This window comes from Burkholderia sp. BCC1993, from assembly GCF_905339865.1.
Taxonomy (GTDB): Bacteria; Pseudomonadota; Gammaproteobacteria; order Burkholderiales; family Burkholderiaceae; genus Burkholderia.
On the sequence record NZ_CAJPGZ010000008.1, the window covers coordinates 200,549 to 217,747 of the forward strand.

Consider the following 17,199-nt stretch of genomic DNA (forward strand, 5'->3'; position numbering starts at 1 on the left):
ATGTCCGCCGTCCTGTCTTCGTCATCGCCCGCGCGCACCGCGTCGGGCCTCGTCCTCGCCGACACGCCGCGCCAGCATTTCTGGTTCGATCCGCCCGCGCCACGCTTCGACGTCGCCGCCGAGCGCCGCCACCGGCAGGAGCGGCTCGCGGCCGCGTTCCGCCTGTTCGCGCGCTTCGGCTTCGCGTCGGGCCTCGCCGGCCACATCACCGCGCGCGACCCCGAACTGCCCGACCACTTCTGGGTGAATCCGCTCGGCGTGCATTTCTCGCAGATCAAGGTGTCGGACCTGCTGCTGGTCAATTCGCGCGGCGAAACCGCGATCGGCAACCGGCCACTGAACAAGGCCGCGTTCGCGATCCATGCGGCGATTCACGACGCGCATCCGCACCTCGTCGCGGCCGCGCATACGCATTCGACCTACGGCAAGGCGTGGTCGACGCTCGGCCGCCCGCTCGACCCACTGACGCAGGACGCGTGCGTGTTCTACGAGGACCACGCGCTGTTCGACGACTTCACCGGAATGGTCGTCGATACGAGCGAAGGCGCGCGGATCGCGGATGCGCTCGCGAAGCCCGACGGCACCACGCACAAGGGCGTGATCCTGAAGAACCACGGCATCCTGACGGCCGGCCCGACGGTCGAAGCCGCCGCGTGGTGGTACATCGCGCTCGACAACGCCGCGCACACGCAGCTGCTGGCCGAAGCGGCCGGCACGCCGCAACCGATCGATCATGCGACCGCGCGACACACGCACGGCCAGATCGGCGGCCCCGACGGCGCATTGCACGCGTTCGACAGCCTGTTCGCGCGCGTCGTCGCCGACGAACCCGACCTGCTCGACTGAGCGCCCGCCACACGACCGGAACCGGAGACCACACCATGACCAAACCCACCGCACCCGCGCCGACCGGCGCCCATGACGACAAGCGCCGCCGGCTGCTGCGCGCGGCCGGCGCCGCCGCGCTCGCCGCGCCGGCGATCACGCTCGGCCGCAAGGCCTGGTCGGCGCCGCCGCTGAAGAAGCTCACGTTCGCGTGGAACCAGAATGCGTTCTGCCTGACGCCGATCGTCGTCGCGCAGGAGAACGGCTTCTTCGAGAAGAACGGGCTGAAGGTCGAACTGATCAACTACAGCGGATCGACCGACCAGCTGCTCGAATCGATCGCGACCGGCAAGGCCGATGCCGCGGTCGGGATGATCCACCGCTGGCTGAAACCGCTCGAAGCCGGCTTCGACGTGAAGATCATCGGCAGCTCGCACGGCGGCTGCGTGCGGCTGCTCGGGTCGAAGACAGCGGGCGTGACGACCCTGCAGGCGCTGAAGGGCAAGACGGTCGGCGTCAGCGATCTCGCGGCGCCCGGCAAGCATTTCTTCTCGATCCTGCTCGCGAAGAACGGCATCGATCCCGAACGCGACATCACGTGGCGGCAGTATCCGGCCGACCTGCTCGGCGTCGCGGTCGACAAGGGCGAGATCCAGGCCATCGCCGACGGCGACCCGAACCTCTATCTGCTCGAGAAGCGCAGCAACGGCGCGTACACCGAACTCGCGACGAACCTGTCCGGCGAATACGCGCGCAAGGTGTGCTGCGTGATCGGCGCGCGCGGCGACCTCGTGCGCAACGACCGGCCGGCGGCCGCCGCACTCGCGCGCTCGATCGTGCAGGCCACCGAGTACACGCACGACAACCCGAACGAAGCCGCGAAGGCGTTCGCGAAGTATTCGCCGAAGATCAACCCCGACGACCTGCGCAAGCTGTACGCGACGCTGACCTACACGCACCACCCGACCAACGTCGACCTGCAGCAGGAAATCGCGTTCTACGCGGACGATTTCCGCCGGATCAGCGTGCTGAAGAAGAGCACCGACCCGCAGCGCTTCGCGCAGCAGGTCTATGCGAACGTGCTGGGGTGACGCGATGTCGACGATCGAACACGCGTCCGCCGCGCGCACCGCATCCATCTCGGGCAATGCCGCCACCGTGACGCCGCCTGCGCCTGCCACGTCCCGTCCCGCGTGCACGGCCTGCGACGCGACGCTCGCGGCCGAAGCCCGCCGTGCACGCACCTGGCCGACCGGCGTCGTCGCGGCGCTCGCGTGGGCCGCGCTCGGTGCGGTGACCTACGTGTGGCCGAACCGCGTCGTCGGGTTCACCGACTGGGCGTACACCGACACGTTCGGCATCGCCGCGTGGGCGATCGCCGCGCTGCTGCTGGCCGCCGCGACGCTCGGCCATCGCGTGCCGGCCACGCGCGCGCGGCTCGCCCGCGTGCGCCCGGCCGGCCCGTGGCTCGTCGCGCTGCCCCTCGTGCTCGCCGTGTGGGAAATCGTCACGGCCAAGACCGGCTGGCTGCCGACGCCGTTCTTCGCGCCGCCGCAGGCGCTGATCGAGGTCTACGCCGACGACTGGCCGCGCCTTGCCGGCAGCGCCGGCAACACGCTGAAGCTGCTTTCCCTCGGGTTTGCATACGGCGTCGCGGTCGGGTTCGCGGTCGGCGTGTCGATCGGCTGGTCGCGCCGCATCGGCTACTGGGTGCATCCGGTGCTGCGCGTGCTCGGCCCCGTGCCGGCCACCGCGCTGCTGCCGCTCACGTTCTACTTCTTCCCGACGAGCTATTCGGCCGCCGCGTTCCTGATCGCGCTGTCGACCGGCTTCCCGGTCGCGGTGCTGACGTGGTCGGGCGTCGCGAGCGTGAACCGGCAGTACTACGACGTCGCGCGCACGCTCGGCGCGAACGCGCGCTTCCTCGTGTTGCGCGTCGCGATTCCGGCCGCGCTGCCGCACGTGTTCGTCGGCATCTTCATGGGGCTGAGCGCGTCGTTCACGGTGCTGGTCGTCGCCGAGATGATGGGCGTCAAGTCGGGGCTCGGCTGGTACCTGAGCTGGGCGCAGGGCTGGGCATCGTACGTGAACATGTATGCGGCGCTGATCGTGATGGCGCTGCTGTTTTCCGGGCTGATCGCGCTGCTGTTCGCGGTGCGCGACCGTGTGCTCGCGTGGCAGAAAGGAACCGTCAAATGGTAAGCACCGCCGTTCTCGAATCGTCCGTTGCCACGCCGCCCGCCGCGCTCGACGCCACGGCGCCGCGCGGCGCGCGCATCGACATCCGCCGCGTGAGCCATGCGTTCGCCGGCCCCGGCGGCCCGCTGCCGGTGCTCGACGACGTCACGCTGTCGGTCGCGGCCGGCGAATTCGTCGCGCTGCTCGGCCCGAGCGGCTGCGGAAAATCGACGCTGCTGCGGCTCGTCGCGGGCCTCGACGCCGCGCGGCAAGGCACGATCGCGCAGGACGGCGCGCCGATCGAACGACCCGATCCGTCGCGCATCGTCGTGTTCCAGGATCCGACGCTCTACCCGTGGCGCCGCGTGCGCGCGAACGTCGCGCTCGGCCTCGAGGCGCGCGGCGTGGCCCGCACGTCGCAGCATCGCGTCGACGATGCGCTCGCGCGCGTCGGGCTGCAGGAATTCTCGAACGCGTTTCCGCATCAGCTGTCGGGCGGGATGGCGCAGCGTGTCGCGCTCGCCCGCGCGCTCGTCAACGATCCGCGCCTGCTGATCCTCGACGAGCCGCTCGGCAAGCTCGATTCGTTGACGCGGCTGACGATGCAGGCCGAGTTGACCGCGCTGTGGCAACGCGACGGATTCTCCGCGCTGCTCGTCACGCACGATGTCGAGGAAGCGCTGTTTCTCGCGCAGCGCGTGATCGTGTTCGGGCCGCGGCCCGCACGCATCGTCGCGGAACTGCGTGTCGACCTGCCGTATCCGCGCCATCGCGGCGACCCGCGTCTCGCCGAACTGCGCCACGAAGCGCTGCGGCATCTCGGACTCGATGCGAGCTGGTAGATGCGCAGTGCCGTTCGCAGGATGGCCGGTGCGCGGCAAGGGCCGCGCCGATGAACGCGCCGCCGTTCGCCGACTGGGCGCTCCTGTTCCTGCAACTGCTGTATCGCGCACAAATCGCGTTGGCCCGGGTGCTGCATGCGATCGGCCTGACCGGCGATGCCGACGGACAGGCCGCGTGGCCCTGGGCACACCGCATCGCGCTCGAAACGCTGCGCATCGACGCGGGGCTCACGCGACAGCTTGCGTTCGCCGTCGCGATGACCACGCTCGCCGCGGCGCTCGGCTGCATCGCACTCGCGTCGCGCAGGTGGCGGGCGGCATCGGCGATCGCCGCGTTGGCCGTCGCGTGGTTCGCGCCGTGGCCACCGGCGTCGGTGTGGCTCGCGCCGGCCGTGCCCACGAGTTTCCAGCGCAGTCCCGACGCGTTTTCCGTCGCGAACCTGATGCGCGGCGCGCATCTGTATGCGCAGCATTGCGCGACCTGTCACGGCGCGGACGGCCGCGGCGAAGGCCCGCTCGCGGCGAGCCTCGCGCATTGGCCGCCGACCTTCGCGGGCGCACTGCTTGCCCGCCGGCTCGACGGCGAACTGTATTGGCGCATGCGGCACGGTACGCGCGACGCGCGCGGCGCGGCGTCGATGCCGGGCTTTGCCGCGACGCTCGGCCCGGCCGACACGTGGGCCGTGCTCGATTACCTGAAAGCGCTATCGGCCGGCAGCGGCGCGCAGGCGGAAGGAGCGTGGCCCGTGCCCGTTCCGCTGCCGGCGCTCGACGTGCGCTGCGGCAGCGCCGCGCCGCAACCGCTCGAGCGCTGGCGCGAAGGCCAGCGCGTGCGCATCGTCGCGCTCGCGCCGGGCGGCACGCCGCCTCAGGAAGACCCGCGCTGGCAGACGCTGCTCGTCACCGCCGGCGATATGTCCACGCCGCCACCGCCGATCGGCACGCGCGCGAACTGCGTCGCATCGACGCCCGATGCATGGCAAGCGTTCGCGACGATTGCCGGCGTGCCGCCCGCTGCGTTCGGCGGCACGCAACTGCTTGCCGACCGGCGCGGCTGGCTGCGGGCGCGCGCAATGGCGGGCCGCGCGGGCTGGTCGGCCGACGACTTGCTGTGCCGCTCCGATGCCGCGGCGCGAGCGCCGACTGGCGCCGCGAACGTCGATCCGCTGACCGCGCTGCTGCTGCGCGTGGACGCCGAACCCGTACGCGACGTGCAGGCCGGGCTCCCGCATTGAATCCCTGAACCGTTTCCCCGATGAACCGAACTTCACGATGAATCCGACCCGACGCCACTTCCTCGCGCAAGCGAGCGCCCTCGCCGCCGCCGCCCTCGCTGCCGCGCCGACCACGCTGCATGCGCAATCGGACGCGCGGCCGTTGCTGCGTGCCGGCGACCAGAAAGGCGGCCTGCGCGCGCTGCTCGAAGCGGCCGGCGAACTGAACGGCCTCGCGTACGACATCGCATGGACCGAATTCCCGGCCGCCGCACCCTTGGCCGAAGCGCTGAACGCGGCGGCCGTCGACTGCGGGCCGATCGGCGACGCGCCGGTGATCTTCGCGCTCGCCTCGGGCGCCCGCATCAAGGTGATCGGCGCGAACCGGTCCGACCCGTACGGCACCGCCGTGCTCGTGCGGCCCGACGCGACGCTGAAGGACGCCGCCGACCTGAAAGGCAAGCGCATCGGCACCACGCGCGGCTCGATCGGCCATTTCGTCACGTTGAAGGCGCTCGACGCGGCCGGCCTGCCGCCCGACGCCGTCTCGTTCCGCTTCCTGCCGCCGGCCGACACGATGCTTGCGCTCGCAACCGGTTCGATCGATGCATGGGCGACGTGGGAACCCTATACGGCCCTCGCGGAAACGAGCGGCCGCGCGCGCGTGCTCGTCAACGGCCGCGGCCTGTGGTCGGGCTTCAGCTACATCGCGGCGACCGACGCGGCGATCGCGTCGAAGCGCGACGTGCTGCGCGACTTCCTGCAACGGGTGGTGCGCGCGCAGGCCTGGTCGTACCGGCACGTCGACGCGTATTCCGCGGCACTCGCGCGCATCATCGGCATCCCGCCGGCGGCCGCGAAACTGCAGTTCGAGCGCCGCAACACGCGCTGGCAGCCGATCGACGCGACGGTGATCGCCGGGCAGCAGCGCACGGCCGACTTCTACCTGAAGGCCGGGCTGCTGCGCCAGCCGCTCGACGTGCGTACGACCTTCGATCTCGGCTTTCCGCTCGCGTGACCGGCCGCGGCCGTGCGGCGGCTTGCAACCGCCCAAACGGCTTTCGCACGATCTGGCACAATCGCGATTCGACCATCCTGCCCGTGTCAGCCAGCGTCATGCCAGCCATCTCCGAACTCTTCGTCTACCCGATCAAATCCTGCACCGGCATCGCGCTGTCGCGCGCGCAACTGCTCGAAACGGGCCTCGCGTACGATCGCCACTGGCTGATCACCACCCCGGACGGGATGATGATCACGCAGCGCACGCACCCGCGCCTCGCGCTGATCCGCACCGCGCTCGAGCACGATGCGCTCGTGCTGAACGCGCCGGGCATGCCCGAGATCCGCACGCCGCTCGACGGCGACGCGACGCCCACCACGCCGAAGATGGCCGCGACCGTCTGGCGCGACACCGTCGACGCGATCGACACGGGCGCCGAGACGGCCGCATGGCTCACCGAATTCCTCGGCACGCCGCTGAAGCTCGCGCGCTTCGGCGCGGATGCGCGCCGCGGCTGCAACCGCAAATGGACCGGCGACATCGACACGCACACGCAGTTCGCGGACGGCTATCCGCTGCTCGTGATCGGCCAGTCGTCGCTCGACGACCTGAACGCGAAGCTCGTCGCGAAAGGCGCGCCGGCGATTCCGATGAACCGCTTCCGCCCGAACATCGTCGTGTCGGATCTCGATGCGTATGAAGAGGATTTCGTCGAGCATCTCGACGCCGAAGGCGACACACCCGTGCGGCTGCGCCTCGTGAAGCTGTGCACGCGCTGCCCGATGCCGACGATCGACCAGGTGACCGGCGCGCCAAACCCGGCGTGGCCGCACGAGCCGACCGACACGATGCAGACGTATCGCGCGCATCCGAACTACGAAAACGCGCTGACCTTCGGCATCAATGCGATCGTCGTCGAAGGCGCGGGAGCCTGGCTGGAGGTCGGGCAGTCGCTCGAAGCGGAGATCGGGTTCGGCGACTGAGCGACTGAGCGAACCAGCCCTTCTACTGCGCCGCCGTCGGCAACATCACCGTCACGATCAACCCGCCTCCCGCCGCATCGGCCAGCGTCACGCCGCCTTGATGCACGCGCGCGATCTCGCGCACGATCGACAGCCCGAGCCCCGTGCCTTCGACCGTCTGCGTCTTGCTGCCGCGATGGAAGCGCTCGAACACCGCGTCGCGCTCGCCGGCCGGAATGCCCGGCCCGTTGTCGAGCACGTCGAGCCGCGCATGCTCGCCATCGCGCGACACGCGCACCGTGATCACCGCGCGGTCGCCCGAATAACGAATCGCGTTGTCGATCAGGTTGCCGATCAATTCGCCGAGCAGGTCCGGTTGGCCGAGCACGTCGACATCCGCCTCGTGCTCGAAGCCGAGATCGATGTCGCGCGCGCGCGCAACCGGCGACCAGTCGAGCGTCACGCTGCGCGCGAGCCGGTGCAGCGCGACCGGCTGGTGCGCGACCGCCTGCCCGCTGTCCGAATCGAGCCGCGACAGCGACAGCAACTGCTGGACGATCTTCGCGGCCTGCCGCACCGCACCGTTCACGCGCCGCAGATGCACGTTCACGCGCGGCTGCTCGTCCGGCCGCAACGCCAGCTCGACGCCGGCCTGCACTGCCGCGAGCGGTGTCTTCAGCTGATGGGCCGCGTCCGCGAAGAAACGCCGCCGCGCGACCTGCATCTGCTGCGTGCGGCCGATGTACTGGTTGATCGACTCGACGAGCGGCGCGAGTTCGCTCGGCATGCCGCCGGTATCGAGCGGCGTCGGATCGCCGTCGCTGCGCGCGGCGACCGTCGCCGACAGCCGGTTCAGCGGCCGCAGCCCACGCCCGACGCCGAGCCACACGATCCCGAGCGCGAGCACGACGAGCAGCCCCTCCTGCAGCAGCGAGCCCATCAGGATCTCGCGCGCGAGCGCCTGGCGCGCCTCGATCGTCTCGCCGACCATCACCCACACGATGCGCGTCTGCGCGGTCGGCACGTCGTGCACCGGCACGCGCAACGCGGCCATGCGCAACTGCTCGCCGCGATAGACGACGTTGTAGTAGCGCGTGACGAACAGCGTGCCGTCGCCCTGCGGCAGCGGCAGGTCCGGATAGCCGGTGATCGTGCGGCCGTTGTCCTCGCGGATCAGGTAATAGATCTTGCCGCCGTCGCCCGACTCGAACATCTCGAGCGCGAGATACGGCAGGTCGACCTCGATCTCGCCCTCGTTGAGCCGCACGCCTTCGCGGATCGACTTCAGCGACGACGACAGCGTGCGGTCGAACGCGACGTGCGCGGCGCTCATCGCGCGCTGGTACGTGAGCCACGAGTCGAGCGCGAGGAGGCCGAGCAGCGGCAGCAGCAGCCATAACGCGACCTGCGTGCGCAGGTTCGCGCGCGTCACCTTGCGTCCCGCCTGGCTGCACCAACCGGCGTGGCGGAGAACGCGTGCGGCCTCGCTCCGCGCCCGCGCAGCCGGCCGGCTTTGCCAGGCCGGCCGCGGATGGCAGGCGCGCCCTCGGCAGACAGCGAACGTGTCGATCCCGAGCAGCGCTTTGGCGCGTACCGCGGCCCGGTGCAAAGAAGGCAAGCCCGGCGGTGGTTCATCCGGCCGCCTTCGCTTCGAGCAAATACCCGAGGCCGCGCAGCGTGACGATCGCGACGCCGGTATTCTCCAGCTTCTTGCGCAGCCGGTACACGTAGATCTCGATCGCATCCGCGTTGACCGACTCGTCGAGCCCGAAGATCTTCTCCGACAGCGTCTCCTTGTTGATCGCGCGACCGTTGCGCAGGATCAGCACCTCCAGCACCGAGCGCTCGCGCGGTGTGAGCGACAGCGGTTCGCCGGCGAGGTGGAAGCTGCGGTCGATACTGTCATACGAAAGCGGCCCGCAATCGACCCTCGAATGCTCGTGGCCGAGGCTGCGCCGGATCAGCGCGCGGGCGCGCGCCTCCAGCTCGGTCAGCTCGAACGGTTTCGCGAGGTAATCGTCGGCCCCGAGATCGAGCCCCTTCACGCGGTCCTCGACCGAGCCGTGCGCGGTGAGGATCAGCACCGGCACCGGATTGCGGCGCGCGCGCAGCCGCCGCAGCACTTCGAGCCCGTCGAGCTTCGGCAGCCCGAGATCGAGGATCACCAGCGCGTAGTCCTGCGTGCGCAGCACGTGATCCGCCGCCTCCCCGTCCGCCATGTGATCGACCGCGAAGCGCGCGGCACTCAGCGCGTCGTTCAACGACTGCGCAAGATTCGGGTTGTCTTCGACGAGCAGCACACGCATGGGGACCTCGGGAAATCCATGACACAAAGGACGCTATTGTGAACCGAAATGAAAGCAGGCTGAAAGTGCCTCGCAATTAACATCCGCGTCACTCGAACAACACACACGCGTAACTGGAGGAAGACATGCCGTTTGCACCGAAGCAGCTCGCCGCCGCGCTGGCGATCGTCCTGGGCACCGCCGCCGGCGCCGCCACCGCGCAGGTTCCGGCCGGGTATCCGGGTAACTACCAAGGCGTCGTCGACGCCGCGAAGAAGGAAGGCAAGCTGATCGTCTACTCGACGACCGACACGGGCCTCGTGCGCCCGCTGATCAAGGACTTCGAAAGCCTGTATGGCGTGAAGGTCGAGTACAACGACATGAACAGCACCGAGCTGTACAACCGCTACATCAGCGAGAACGCCGCGAGCAGCACCAGCGCCGACGTGCTGTGGAGCTCGGCGATGGACCTGCAGGTCAAGCTCGTCAACGACGGCCTGATGACGTCGTACGATTCGCCGGAAAGCGCGCACGTGCCGCAATGGGCGCAATACCAGAAGCAGGCGTACGGCACGACGTTCGAGCCGCTCGCGATCGTCTACAACAAGCGGCTGATTCCCGAGAACGAGGTGCCGAAGACGCGCACCGACCTGATCAAGCTGCTCACGTCGCAACCCGACAAGTTCAAAGGCAAGCTGACGACGTACGACGTCGAGAAATCCGGCGTCGGCTTCAACGCGCTGACGCAGGACGCGCACCTGAACGAGAAGGTCACGTGGGAGCTCGTGAAGGCGATCGGCGCGACCGGTCCGAAGCTGCAGTCGAGCACCGGCGCGATGATGGAGCGCATCTCGTCGGGCGAGAACCTGATCGGCTACAACATCATCGGCTCGTATGCGTACGCGAAGGCGAAGAAGGACAAGTCGATCGGCTACGTATTCCCGAAGGACTACACACAAGTCGTGAGCCGCCTGGCCACGATCTCGAAGAAGGCGAAGAACCCGAACGCCGCGAAGCTGTGGGTCGACTACCTGCTGTCGAAGCGCGGCCAGACGCTGATCGCGAACCAGGCGAACCTGTACGCGATTCGCACGGACGTGACCGGCGAAACGTCGGCCGCGAGCCTCACGAAGGAACTCGGCGATTCGCTGAAGCCGATCCCGATCGGCACCGGCCTGCTCGTCTATCTGGACCAGTCGAAGCGGCTCGCGTTCCTGAAGCAATGGCAGCAGGCGATCAAGAGCTGATCCGCTGATCGGCTTCGGCCTCGGCCGACCGACGGCCGCCCGCCGCACGCCGCGCGGGCGGCCCCCTTCCCCTTACCGACTTCCTAGAGGCGGCCATCCGGATGGCCGCAGGGGCGAACTCATGCTTTCAACCAGCACACGCGGAGCGGCGCCGGCCGTTCCGCCCACCACCGGCCAGGGCGGCGCGATTCCCGCGCTGCCGGTCAGCAACCTGCAGCCGCTCGCCGGCATGCTGCGCTGGATCGTTGTCGCGGTGCTCACCGTCGCGGTCGCGCTGCCGCTCGGCTTCATCCTGTTCCAGAGCCTGCTGTCCGCGCCGTTCTTCGACGCGAACAAGACGCTCGGCGTCGAAGGCTTCCGCTTCATCTTCACCGACCCGGACTTCTGGTCGGCCGTGAAGAACTCGTTCATCATCGCCGGCGGGATGCTGTTCATCTCGATCCCGCTCGGCGGCATCCTCGCGTTCCTGATGGTGCGCACCGACCTGCCCGGCCGTCGCTGGATCGAGCCGCTAGTGCTCACGCCCGTGTTCGTGTCGCCGATGGTGCTCGCGTTCGGCTACGTGGTCGCGGCCGGCCCGGTCGGCTTCTATTCCGTGTGGTTCAAGGAACTGTTCGGGGTGCAGAGCGTGCCCTGGAATGTGTACTCGATCTTCGCGATCACGATGATCGTCGGACTCACGCACGTGCCGCACGTTTACCTGTACTCGTCGGCCGCGCTGCGCAACCTCGGCTCGGACGTCGAGGAAGCGGCGCGCGTGACGGGTGCGCGGCCGTTCCGCGTCGCGCTCGACGTGAGCCTGCCGATGACGATGCCCGCGCTGCTGTTCGCCGGCGTGCTCGTGTTCTTCCTCGGCTTCGAGGTGTTCGGGCTGCCGCTCGTGCTCGGCGATCCGGAAGGCCACCTCGTGCTCGCGACCTACCTGTACAAGCTGACCAACAAGCTCGGCGTGCCGTCGTATCACCTGATGGCCGCGGTCGCGGTGTGCATCGTCGCGATCACGTTCCCGCTCGTGCTGCTGCAGCGCCGCCTGCTGAAGACCGCGAACCGCTTCGTCACGGTGAAGGGCAAGGCCGGCCGTGCGACGGTGCTGCCGCTCGGCGTATGGCGCTGGGTCGCGCTCGCGATCGTCGCGCTGTGGCTGATGCTGACGGTGATCGTGCCGATCTCGGGCATCGTGCTGCGCGCGTTCGTGACCAACTGGGGCGAAGGCGTCGCGCTCGCCGAAGCGCTGACGCTGCAGAACTTCGTCGAGCTGTTCGAGCAGGACAACCTCGTGCGCGCGATCGTCAATACGCTCGGCATCGGCGTGATCGGCGGCGCGGTCGCGATCGGCTTCTACTCGCTCGTCGCGTTCGCCGGCCACCGCCGCAACGACTGGGCGACGAAACTGCTCGACTACCTCGTGCTGCTGCCGCGCGCGGTGCCGGGCCTGCTCGCCGGTCTCGCGTTCCTGTGGATCTTCCTGTTCGTGCCGGGCCTGCGCGAACTGAAGAACTCGATGTGGAGCATCTGGATCGCATACACGGTCGTGTGGCTCGCATACGGGATGCGGCTCATTCAAAGCGCGCTGCTGCAGGTCGGCCCGGAACTCGAGGAAGCCGGCCGCAGCGTCGGCGCGACGCGCAGCCGCGTGTCGCTCGACGTGACGCTGCCGCTCGTGCGCTTCGGCCTGCTCGCCGCGTGGCTCCTGATCTTCATGATCTTCGAGCGCGAATACTCGACCGCCGTCTATCTGCTGTCGCCCGGCACCGAAGTGATCGGCGCGCTGCTCGTGTCGCTGTGGGCGACGGGCGCCGTCGACCAGGTTGCCGCGCTCTCTGTCATCAACATCGCGATGGTCGGCGCCGGTCTCGGCGTGGCCCTGCGCTTCGGAGTGAAACTTCATGGATAAGCTCATCGTCGACGACCTGCATCTCAGCTACGGCGCCAACCCGATCCTCAAGGGCGTGTCGTTCGAACTGAAGGCCGGCGAAGTCGTGTGCCTGCTCGGCGCGTCGGGCAGCGGCAAGACCACGCTGCTGCGCGCGGTGGCCGGCCTCGAACAGCCGTCCGACGGGCGCATCCAGCTCGACGACCGCGTGTTCTTCGACGGCGCGCGGCACGTCGACCTGCCGGTCGAACAGCGTTCGCTCGGCCTCGTGTTCCAGTCGTACGCGCTGTGGCCGCACCGCACCGTCGCCGACAACGTCGGCTACGGGCTCAAGCTGCGCCGCGTGGCGTCGGCCGAACAGAAGCGCCGCGTGCAGACCGCGCTCGACCAGCTCGGCCTCGGCCACCTCGCCGAACGCTTTCCGCACCAGCTGTCGGGCGGCCAGCAGCAGCGCGTCGCGATCGCGCGTGCGCTCGTCTACAACCCGCCGGTGATCCTACTCGACGAGCCGCTGTCGAACCTCGACGCGAAGCTGCGCGAGGAAGCGCGTGCGTGGCTGCGCGAGCTGATCGTATCGCTCGGGCTGTCGGCGCTCTGCGTGACGCACGACCAGACCGAAGCGATGGCGATGTCCGACCGCATCCTGCTGCTGCGCAACGGCCGCATCGAACAGGAAGGCACGCCGGCCGAGCTGTACGGCGCGCCGCGCTCGCTGTACACGGCTGAATTCATGGGCAGCAACAACCGCATCGACGCGCGCGTCGCGGCGATCGACGGCGAACGCGTGACGCTCGCCGGCGACGGCTGGGAACTGCAGGCGCTCGCCCGCGACACGTTCGCACCGGGCCAGGACGCGCAGGCCGTGATCCGCCTCGAACGCGTGCAGGTCGCCGACGGCCCGGGCGCGAACCGGCTGCAGGCCGACCTCGTCACGTCGATGTATCTCGGCGACCGCTGGGAATACCTGTTCCATTGCGGCGAGATGCGCCTGCGCGCGTTCGGCCACGTGCCGCGCGCGGCCGGCAAGCACTGGATCGAATTCCCGACCAACGACTGCTGGGCATTCGCGAAAGCGGGCTGACCCGCTTCGCGGCGGCTCGTGTGCCGCCGCGCATGCATTCAGGCACACATCCCTTTGCGGCTCGAATCGGCGGACGCTTCATGGCGTCCGCCGATGGCGTGCCGAGTACGCGTTTTCCGTTTCAACCAGCCCACAACAACCAAGGAGACACCGTCAAAATGAAGTCACGCGCAGAACGTTCGATTCGAACAGTAGTCCTCACCGGTTCAGCCGCGGCAGCCTGTCTCGCCGCGCCGGCCGCGCACGCTCAGTCGTCGGTCACGATCTACGGGATCATGGACGCCGGCATCGAATACACGAACCATGCGGCACCGGATGGCGGCAATTCGTTCAAGCTGAAGTCGGGCAACAAGAACACGTCGCGCTGGGGCTTGCGCGGCGTCGAGGATCTCGGCGGCGGGCTGAAGGCCGTGTTCCGCCTCGAAAGCGGGATCGACCTCGCGAACGGCGCGTTCGACGACGGCCCCGACTCGATCTTCGCGCGCCGCGCGACGGTCGGCCTGAAAAGCAAATGGGGCGAGCTGACGCTCGGCCGCAACTACACCGTCACGTACGACTACATGCTGCCGTTCGACCCGATGGGTTACGCGCAGAACTATTCGTGGGCCACGTCGTCGATGGCGACGGGCGGCCGCAAGGACGGCATGTTCACGCGCTCGTCGAACGCGGTGCGCTACGACGGCGAGTTCAGCGGCTTCAAGTTCGGCGCGATGTACGGCTTCGGCAACGTGCCGGGCAGCGTGAAGACCAGCTCCAAATACGACTTCGCGGTCGGCTACGAGAAAGGCCCGTTCGCGGCAGTTGTCACGTTCGACCGGCAAAACGGCGCGGCCGACAGCGTCACGCCGGCCGATACGGTCAACTACATCCAGGGCATCCACGCGGGTCTGAGCTACGACTTCGGCGACCTGAAGACAATGGCCGGTTATCGCAACTACAAGCGCACGTTTCGCACCGCGGCGGCGAACCAGTTGAGCGACACGTACTGGCTCGGCGGGTCGTATCAGTTCACGCCGGCGTTCTCGCTGATCGCGGCCGTCTATCACCAGAATGTCAAGGGCGGCAGCGATGCCGATCCGACGTTGGTGTCGATGCGCGCGAACTACGCGCTGTCGAAGCGCACGGTGCTGTATGCAGCCGGCGCGTTCGCGATCGCGAAACACGACCAGAAGGTCGGCGTGTCGCGCGATTTTGCCGGGTATGGCACGACGCAGGTCGGCGTGACCGCGGGGATTCAGCAGCGGTTCTGAGTGTGACGAAGCGGGCGGCGGATGACTTTCATGTCGCGCCGCCCGTTGTCGGTACGCACCACCGCCCAGCTTCGCATCACCGCCCCGCTTCCCACCACCGCCCTTCTTCGCACCGCACGTTCGCATTCGTCGAACGGCTCAACGCGACGGTGGACGCCCGGCTGCCGCCGGTGCGCGCACCGATCGCGTCACGTCCACGGCCTGCGGCCGGTCAATCGCCGCGCATCGTGAATACCGGGCGCACCCGACTGTTCGCATCGCCCCAGTGTTCGCCGACCGCCGACAGCGGCACCGTGCGCGTTTCGAGCGTCAGCCCCGCCGGGCCTGCCGCGTCGAATACGCCGCGCACCGAAGCCAGCAACGCCGGCAGCGACACGCTGCCAATACCGCTGCCCAGCAGTTCGATCGCGGTGGCACGCAATACGGCGCCCGGCAACAGCACGTCCGCGCCGCCGATCGAGCCGATCTGCACGAAGCGCAACCGACGGCCGTCGGGCGTCACCTTCGCGGCGGAAATCAGCAGTGCGAGCGCGCTCGCCCCCCACAGATAGTCGAGGACGACGTCCACACCCGCGCGGAAATGCGGTTCGAGCGCGCGGGCCAGATGCGCGTCGTCCTGTTGAAGCGACACGACGGCGTCCGCGCCGGCATTCAGCAACGCGTCCAGCGCGGCAGCGTTGCGGCCCGTCGCGATCACCTTCGGGGCGCCCAGATGCTTCGCGATCCGCACCGCGAGCCCGCCCGAGGCGCCCGTCGCGCCGTTGACCAGCACCGTTTCGCCCGCGACCAGCCGCGCGCGCTCGGTCAGCGCCGCCCACGACGACATGCCGGGAATCGCGATCGCGGCGGCCGTCACGTCGTCGAGGTTGTCCGGCAGCGGCACGCATTGCGTGTCGGGCACGATCGTGCGTTCGGCCATCGCACCGAACGGCGCGGGCGCGCCGAAGAAATAGACGCGCCGGCCGTCGTCGCCGCGCCCCACGCCGTCGACGCCGACGACGAACGGATAGCCGCCGCCGGACGAATAGTGCGTGCCCGCCGCGCGCGCCTGCGCAAGCCGGCTCAGCGCGGACGCCGTCACGTCGATCAGACGGTGGCCCGGTATAGCATGCGGCGCTTCGCACTCCATATGAACGGGGCGCTCGCCGGCGCCCGTCACGACTGCTGCTTTCATGGCGATTCCTTGATTGATGGATCTCGATCGACGGTTCCGTCGTGTCTCAGCGCGCATCGAGCCACGCACGCAGCGCGGGATCGCGCACTTCCATCACGTCGAACAGGCCGATCGCGCGCAGCGCGGGCAACGCATCGAGCGCGTCGGCTTCGGCGCGGGCCCGTTCGGCGGGTGTCGTCTCCGGATCGGTCAGCGCGCGTGCGTTGATAAGGAACGCGCCGACGGTGCCCTTGCGGATCGTCGTTCCGCCGCATTCGATCCGGTCGGTCTGGTCGGGAAGCATCTGTTCGGCTCGCATCGCTTTGTACTCCGGTTGTCATCGATGGACGCAGTTTAGGCGTGCGATACCGGCCGATCTCCGGTATAACAGCCATTCGATACCGATATCCAGCCATGACCGATCCGCTCCTGCCCGCCCGATTCGTCACGTCCGACGACGGCCCGTTCGTCGTCGCCGCCGTGCTGTCGCAACGCGACCCGCGCATCACGCCGCCGCATGCGCATGCGCGCGGCCAGCTCGTCGGCGCACTAAGCGGCTTGGTGTCGATCGGCCTCGACGACCAGGACTGGGTCGTACCGGCGATTCATGCGATCTGGATTCCGCCGCATTGCCGGCATTCGCTGCGCTCGTTTGGGCCGATTTCCGGCTGGTCGGCGTTCGTCGCCGAAGCGCGGTGCGCGGCGTTGCCTGACGCGCCACGCGCGATCCGCACCACGCCCCTGCTGCGCGAAGCAGTGCAGCGCGCGGCTGGTTGGGGAGACACGGAACTGAATGCGGCACAGACGCGGATCGCCGATGTGATCCTCGACGAGATCGCGTCGTCGGAGGTCAACGCACTGGGGCTGGTACGGCCGCAGGACCCGCGGCTCATGAAGATCACCGATGCGCTCGCCACGAACCTCGCGAACAACCGGCGACTGGAGGAATGGGCAGCATGGGCCGGCATCGGTGCCCGGACGATGAGCCGCCGCTTCGTCGCCGAGACAGGGCTGACGTTCGCGCAGTGGCGTCAGCAGGCAAGGCTGCTGCGGGCGCTGGAGAAAATCGCCGACGGCGTGCCGGTCACGACGATCGCGCTCGATCTCGGATACGACAACGTGAGCGCGTTCATCGACATGTTCCGGCGGGCGATGGGGACGACGCCGGGAAGATATATGGAAGCGGGACGATAAGGTTGGCGCGATGCGCGGCGACGACGCAAACCGATTCCCCGTATCCCGTGCGATTCAAATAATCGCCCGATCCATCAGGGCGGCTGTCCGGTCGA

The 17,199-nt window shown here is 68.8% G+C and carries 16 protein-coding genes; 12 read left to right on the forward strand and 4 right to left on the reverse strand.

The genetic code is table 11. From position 1 onward, the window contains the following. The 7 genes from U4Y91_RS15370 (at nt 1) to U4Y91_RS15400 (ending at nt 7,042) form a co-directional block, all read left to right on the forward strand. The gene (locus tag U4Y91_RS15370; protein WP_321805729.1) at nt 1-846 is read left to right on the forward strand and encodes a class II aldolase/adducin family protein; all 846 of its coding nucleotides are present in this window, start codon (nt 1-3) and stop codon (nt 844-846) included. A 35-nt stretch (nt 847-881) separates the two neighbouring features. Continuing rightward, nucleotides 882-1,916 carry an ABC transporter substrate-binding protein gene (locus tag U4Y91_RS15375; RefSeq protein WP_321805730.1) on the forward strand — a complete coding sequence of 345 codons (1,035 nt, stop codon included), beginning with the start codon at nt 882-884 and terminating at the stop codon, nt 1,914-1,916. A gap of 4 nt (nt 1,917-1,920) precedes the next feature. Then, nucleotides 1,921-3,027: an ABC transporter permease gene (locus U4Y91_RS15380; protein ID WP_321805731.1), complete on the forward strand. Its 1,107-nt coding sequence runs from the start codon at nt 1,921-1,923 to the stop codon at nt 3,025-3,027. After that, nucleotides 3,021-3,845 (forward strand): ABC transporter ATP-binding protein, encoded by an 825-nt coding sequence (locus U4Y91_RS15385; RefSeq protein ID WP_321805732.1) that lies wholly within the window; start codon nt 3,021-3,023, stop codon nt 3,843-3,845. Before U4Y91_RS15380 ends, U4Y91_RS15385 begins: the two co-directional genes overlap by 7 nt. Before the next feature lie 50 nt (nt 3,846-3,895). Then, nucleotides 3,896-5,080, forward strand: a complete 1,185-nt coding sequence (locus U4Y91_RS15390) for a cytochrome c (protein WP_321805733.1) — start codon at nt 3,896-3,898, stop codon at nt 5,078-5,080. Between the two features lie 37 nt (nt 5,081-5,117). Further along, entirely contained in the window at nt 5,118-6,077 is a 960-nt protein-coding gene (locus tag U4Y91_RS15395) for an ABC transporter substrate-binding protein (RefSeq protein WP_321805734.1), read from the forward strand. A gap of 98 nt (nt 6,078-6,175) precedes the next feature. Next, a complete protein-coding gene (locus U4Y91_RS15400; protein WP_321805735.1) occupies nt 6,176-7,042 on the forward strand; it encodes an MOSC domain-containing protein in 867 nt (288 codons plus the stop codon). Nucleotides 7,043-7,064: 22 nt separating this feature from the next. On the opposite strand, the gene U4Y91_RS15405 is transcribed toward U4Y91_RS15400, so the two are convergent. Further along, the gene (locus U4Y91_RS15405) at nt 7,065-8,453 is read right to left on the reverse strand and encodes a sensor histidine kinase (RefSeq protein ID WP_321805736.1); all 1,389 of its coding nucleotides are present in this window, start codon (nt 8,451-8,453) and stop codon (nt 7,065-7,067) included. 199 nt (nt 8,454-8,652) lie between these two features. Then, the gene (locus tag U4Y91_RS15410) at nt 8,653-9,327 is read right to left on the reverse strand and encodes a response regulator (RefSeq protein ID WP_321805737.1); all 675 of its coding nucleotides are present in this window, start codon (nt 9,325-9,327) and stop codon (nt 8,653-8,655) included. 125 nt (nt 9,328-9,452) lie between these two features. Here U4Y91_RS15410 and U4Y91_RS15415 point away from each other — a divergent pair, with 125 nt between their 5' ends. The 4 genes from U4Y91_RS15415 (at nt 9,453) to U4Y91_RS15430 (ending at nt 14,757) form a co-directional block, all read left to right on the forward strand. Continuing rightward, the gene (locus U4Y91_RS15415; RefSeq protein ID WP_321805738.1) at nt 9,453-10,553 is read left to right on the forward strand and encodes an ABC transporter substrate-binding protein; all 1,101 of its coding nucleotides are present in this window, start codon (nt 9,453-9,455) and stop codon (nt 10,551-10,553) included. Nucleotides 10,554-10,674: 121 nt separating this feature from the next. Then, the gene (locus tag U4Y91_RS15420) at nt 10,675-12,447 is read left to right on the forward strand and encodes an iron ABC transporter permease (protein ID WP_321805739.1); all 1,773 of its coding nucleotides are present in this window, start codon (nt 10,675-10,677) and stop codon (nt 12,445-12,447) included. After that, nucleotides 12,440-13,507 carry an ABC transporter ATP-binding protein gene (locus U4Y91_RS15425; RefSeq protein ID WP_321805740.1) on the forward strand — a complete coding sequence of 356 codons (1,068 nt, stop codon included), beginning with the start codon at nt 12,440-12,442 and terminating at the stop codon, nt 13,505-13,507. The genes U4Y91_RS15420 and U4Y91_RS15425 overlap by 8 nt, the downstream gene beginning before the upstream one ends. Before the next feature lie 158 nt (nt 13,508-13,665). Further along, nucleotides 13,666-14,757, forward strand: coding sequence for a porin (locus U4Y91_RS15430; protein ID WP_321805741.1), 1,092 nt, complete (start codon nt 13,666-13,668; stop codon nt 14,755-14,757). Nucleotides 14,758-14,968: 211 nt separating this feature from the next. Here U4Y91_RS15430 and U4Y91_RS15435 read toward each other — a convergent pair whose 3' ends face one another. Both U4Y91_RS15435 and U4Y91_RS15440 read right to left on the reverse strand, forming a co-directional pair. Next, complete coding sequence (locus U4Y91_RS15435) at nt 14,969-15,931, reverse strand: zinc-binding alcohol dehydrogenase family protein (RefSeq protein ID WP_321805742.1); 963 nt, start codon at nt 15,929-15,931, stop codon at nt 14,969-14,971. Between the two features lie 46 nt (nt 15,932-15,977). Beyond that, nucleotides 15,978-16,229, reverse strand: a complete 252-nt coding sequence (locus U4Y91_RS15440; RefSeq protein ID WP_321805743.1) for a hypothetical protein — start codon at nt 16,227-16,229, stop codon at nt 15,978-15,980. 95 nt (nt 16,230-16,324) lie between these two features. Between U4Y91_RS15440 and U4Y91_RS15445 the strand changes: the two genes are divergently transcribed. Further along, a complete protein-coding gene (locus U4Y91_RS15445; RefSeq protein ID WP_321805860.1) occupies nt 16,325-17,104 on the forward strand; it encodes a helix-turn-helix transcriptional regulator in 780 nt (259 codons plus the stop codon). Nucleotides 17,105-17,199 lie beyond the last annotated feature (95 nt).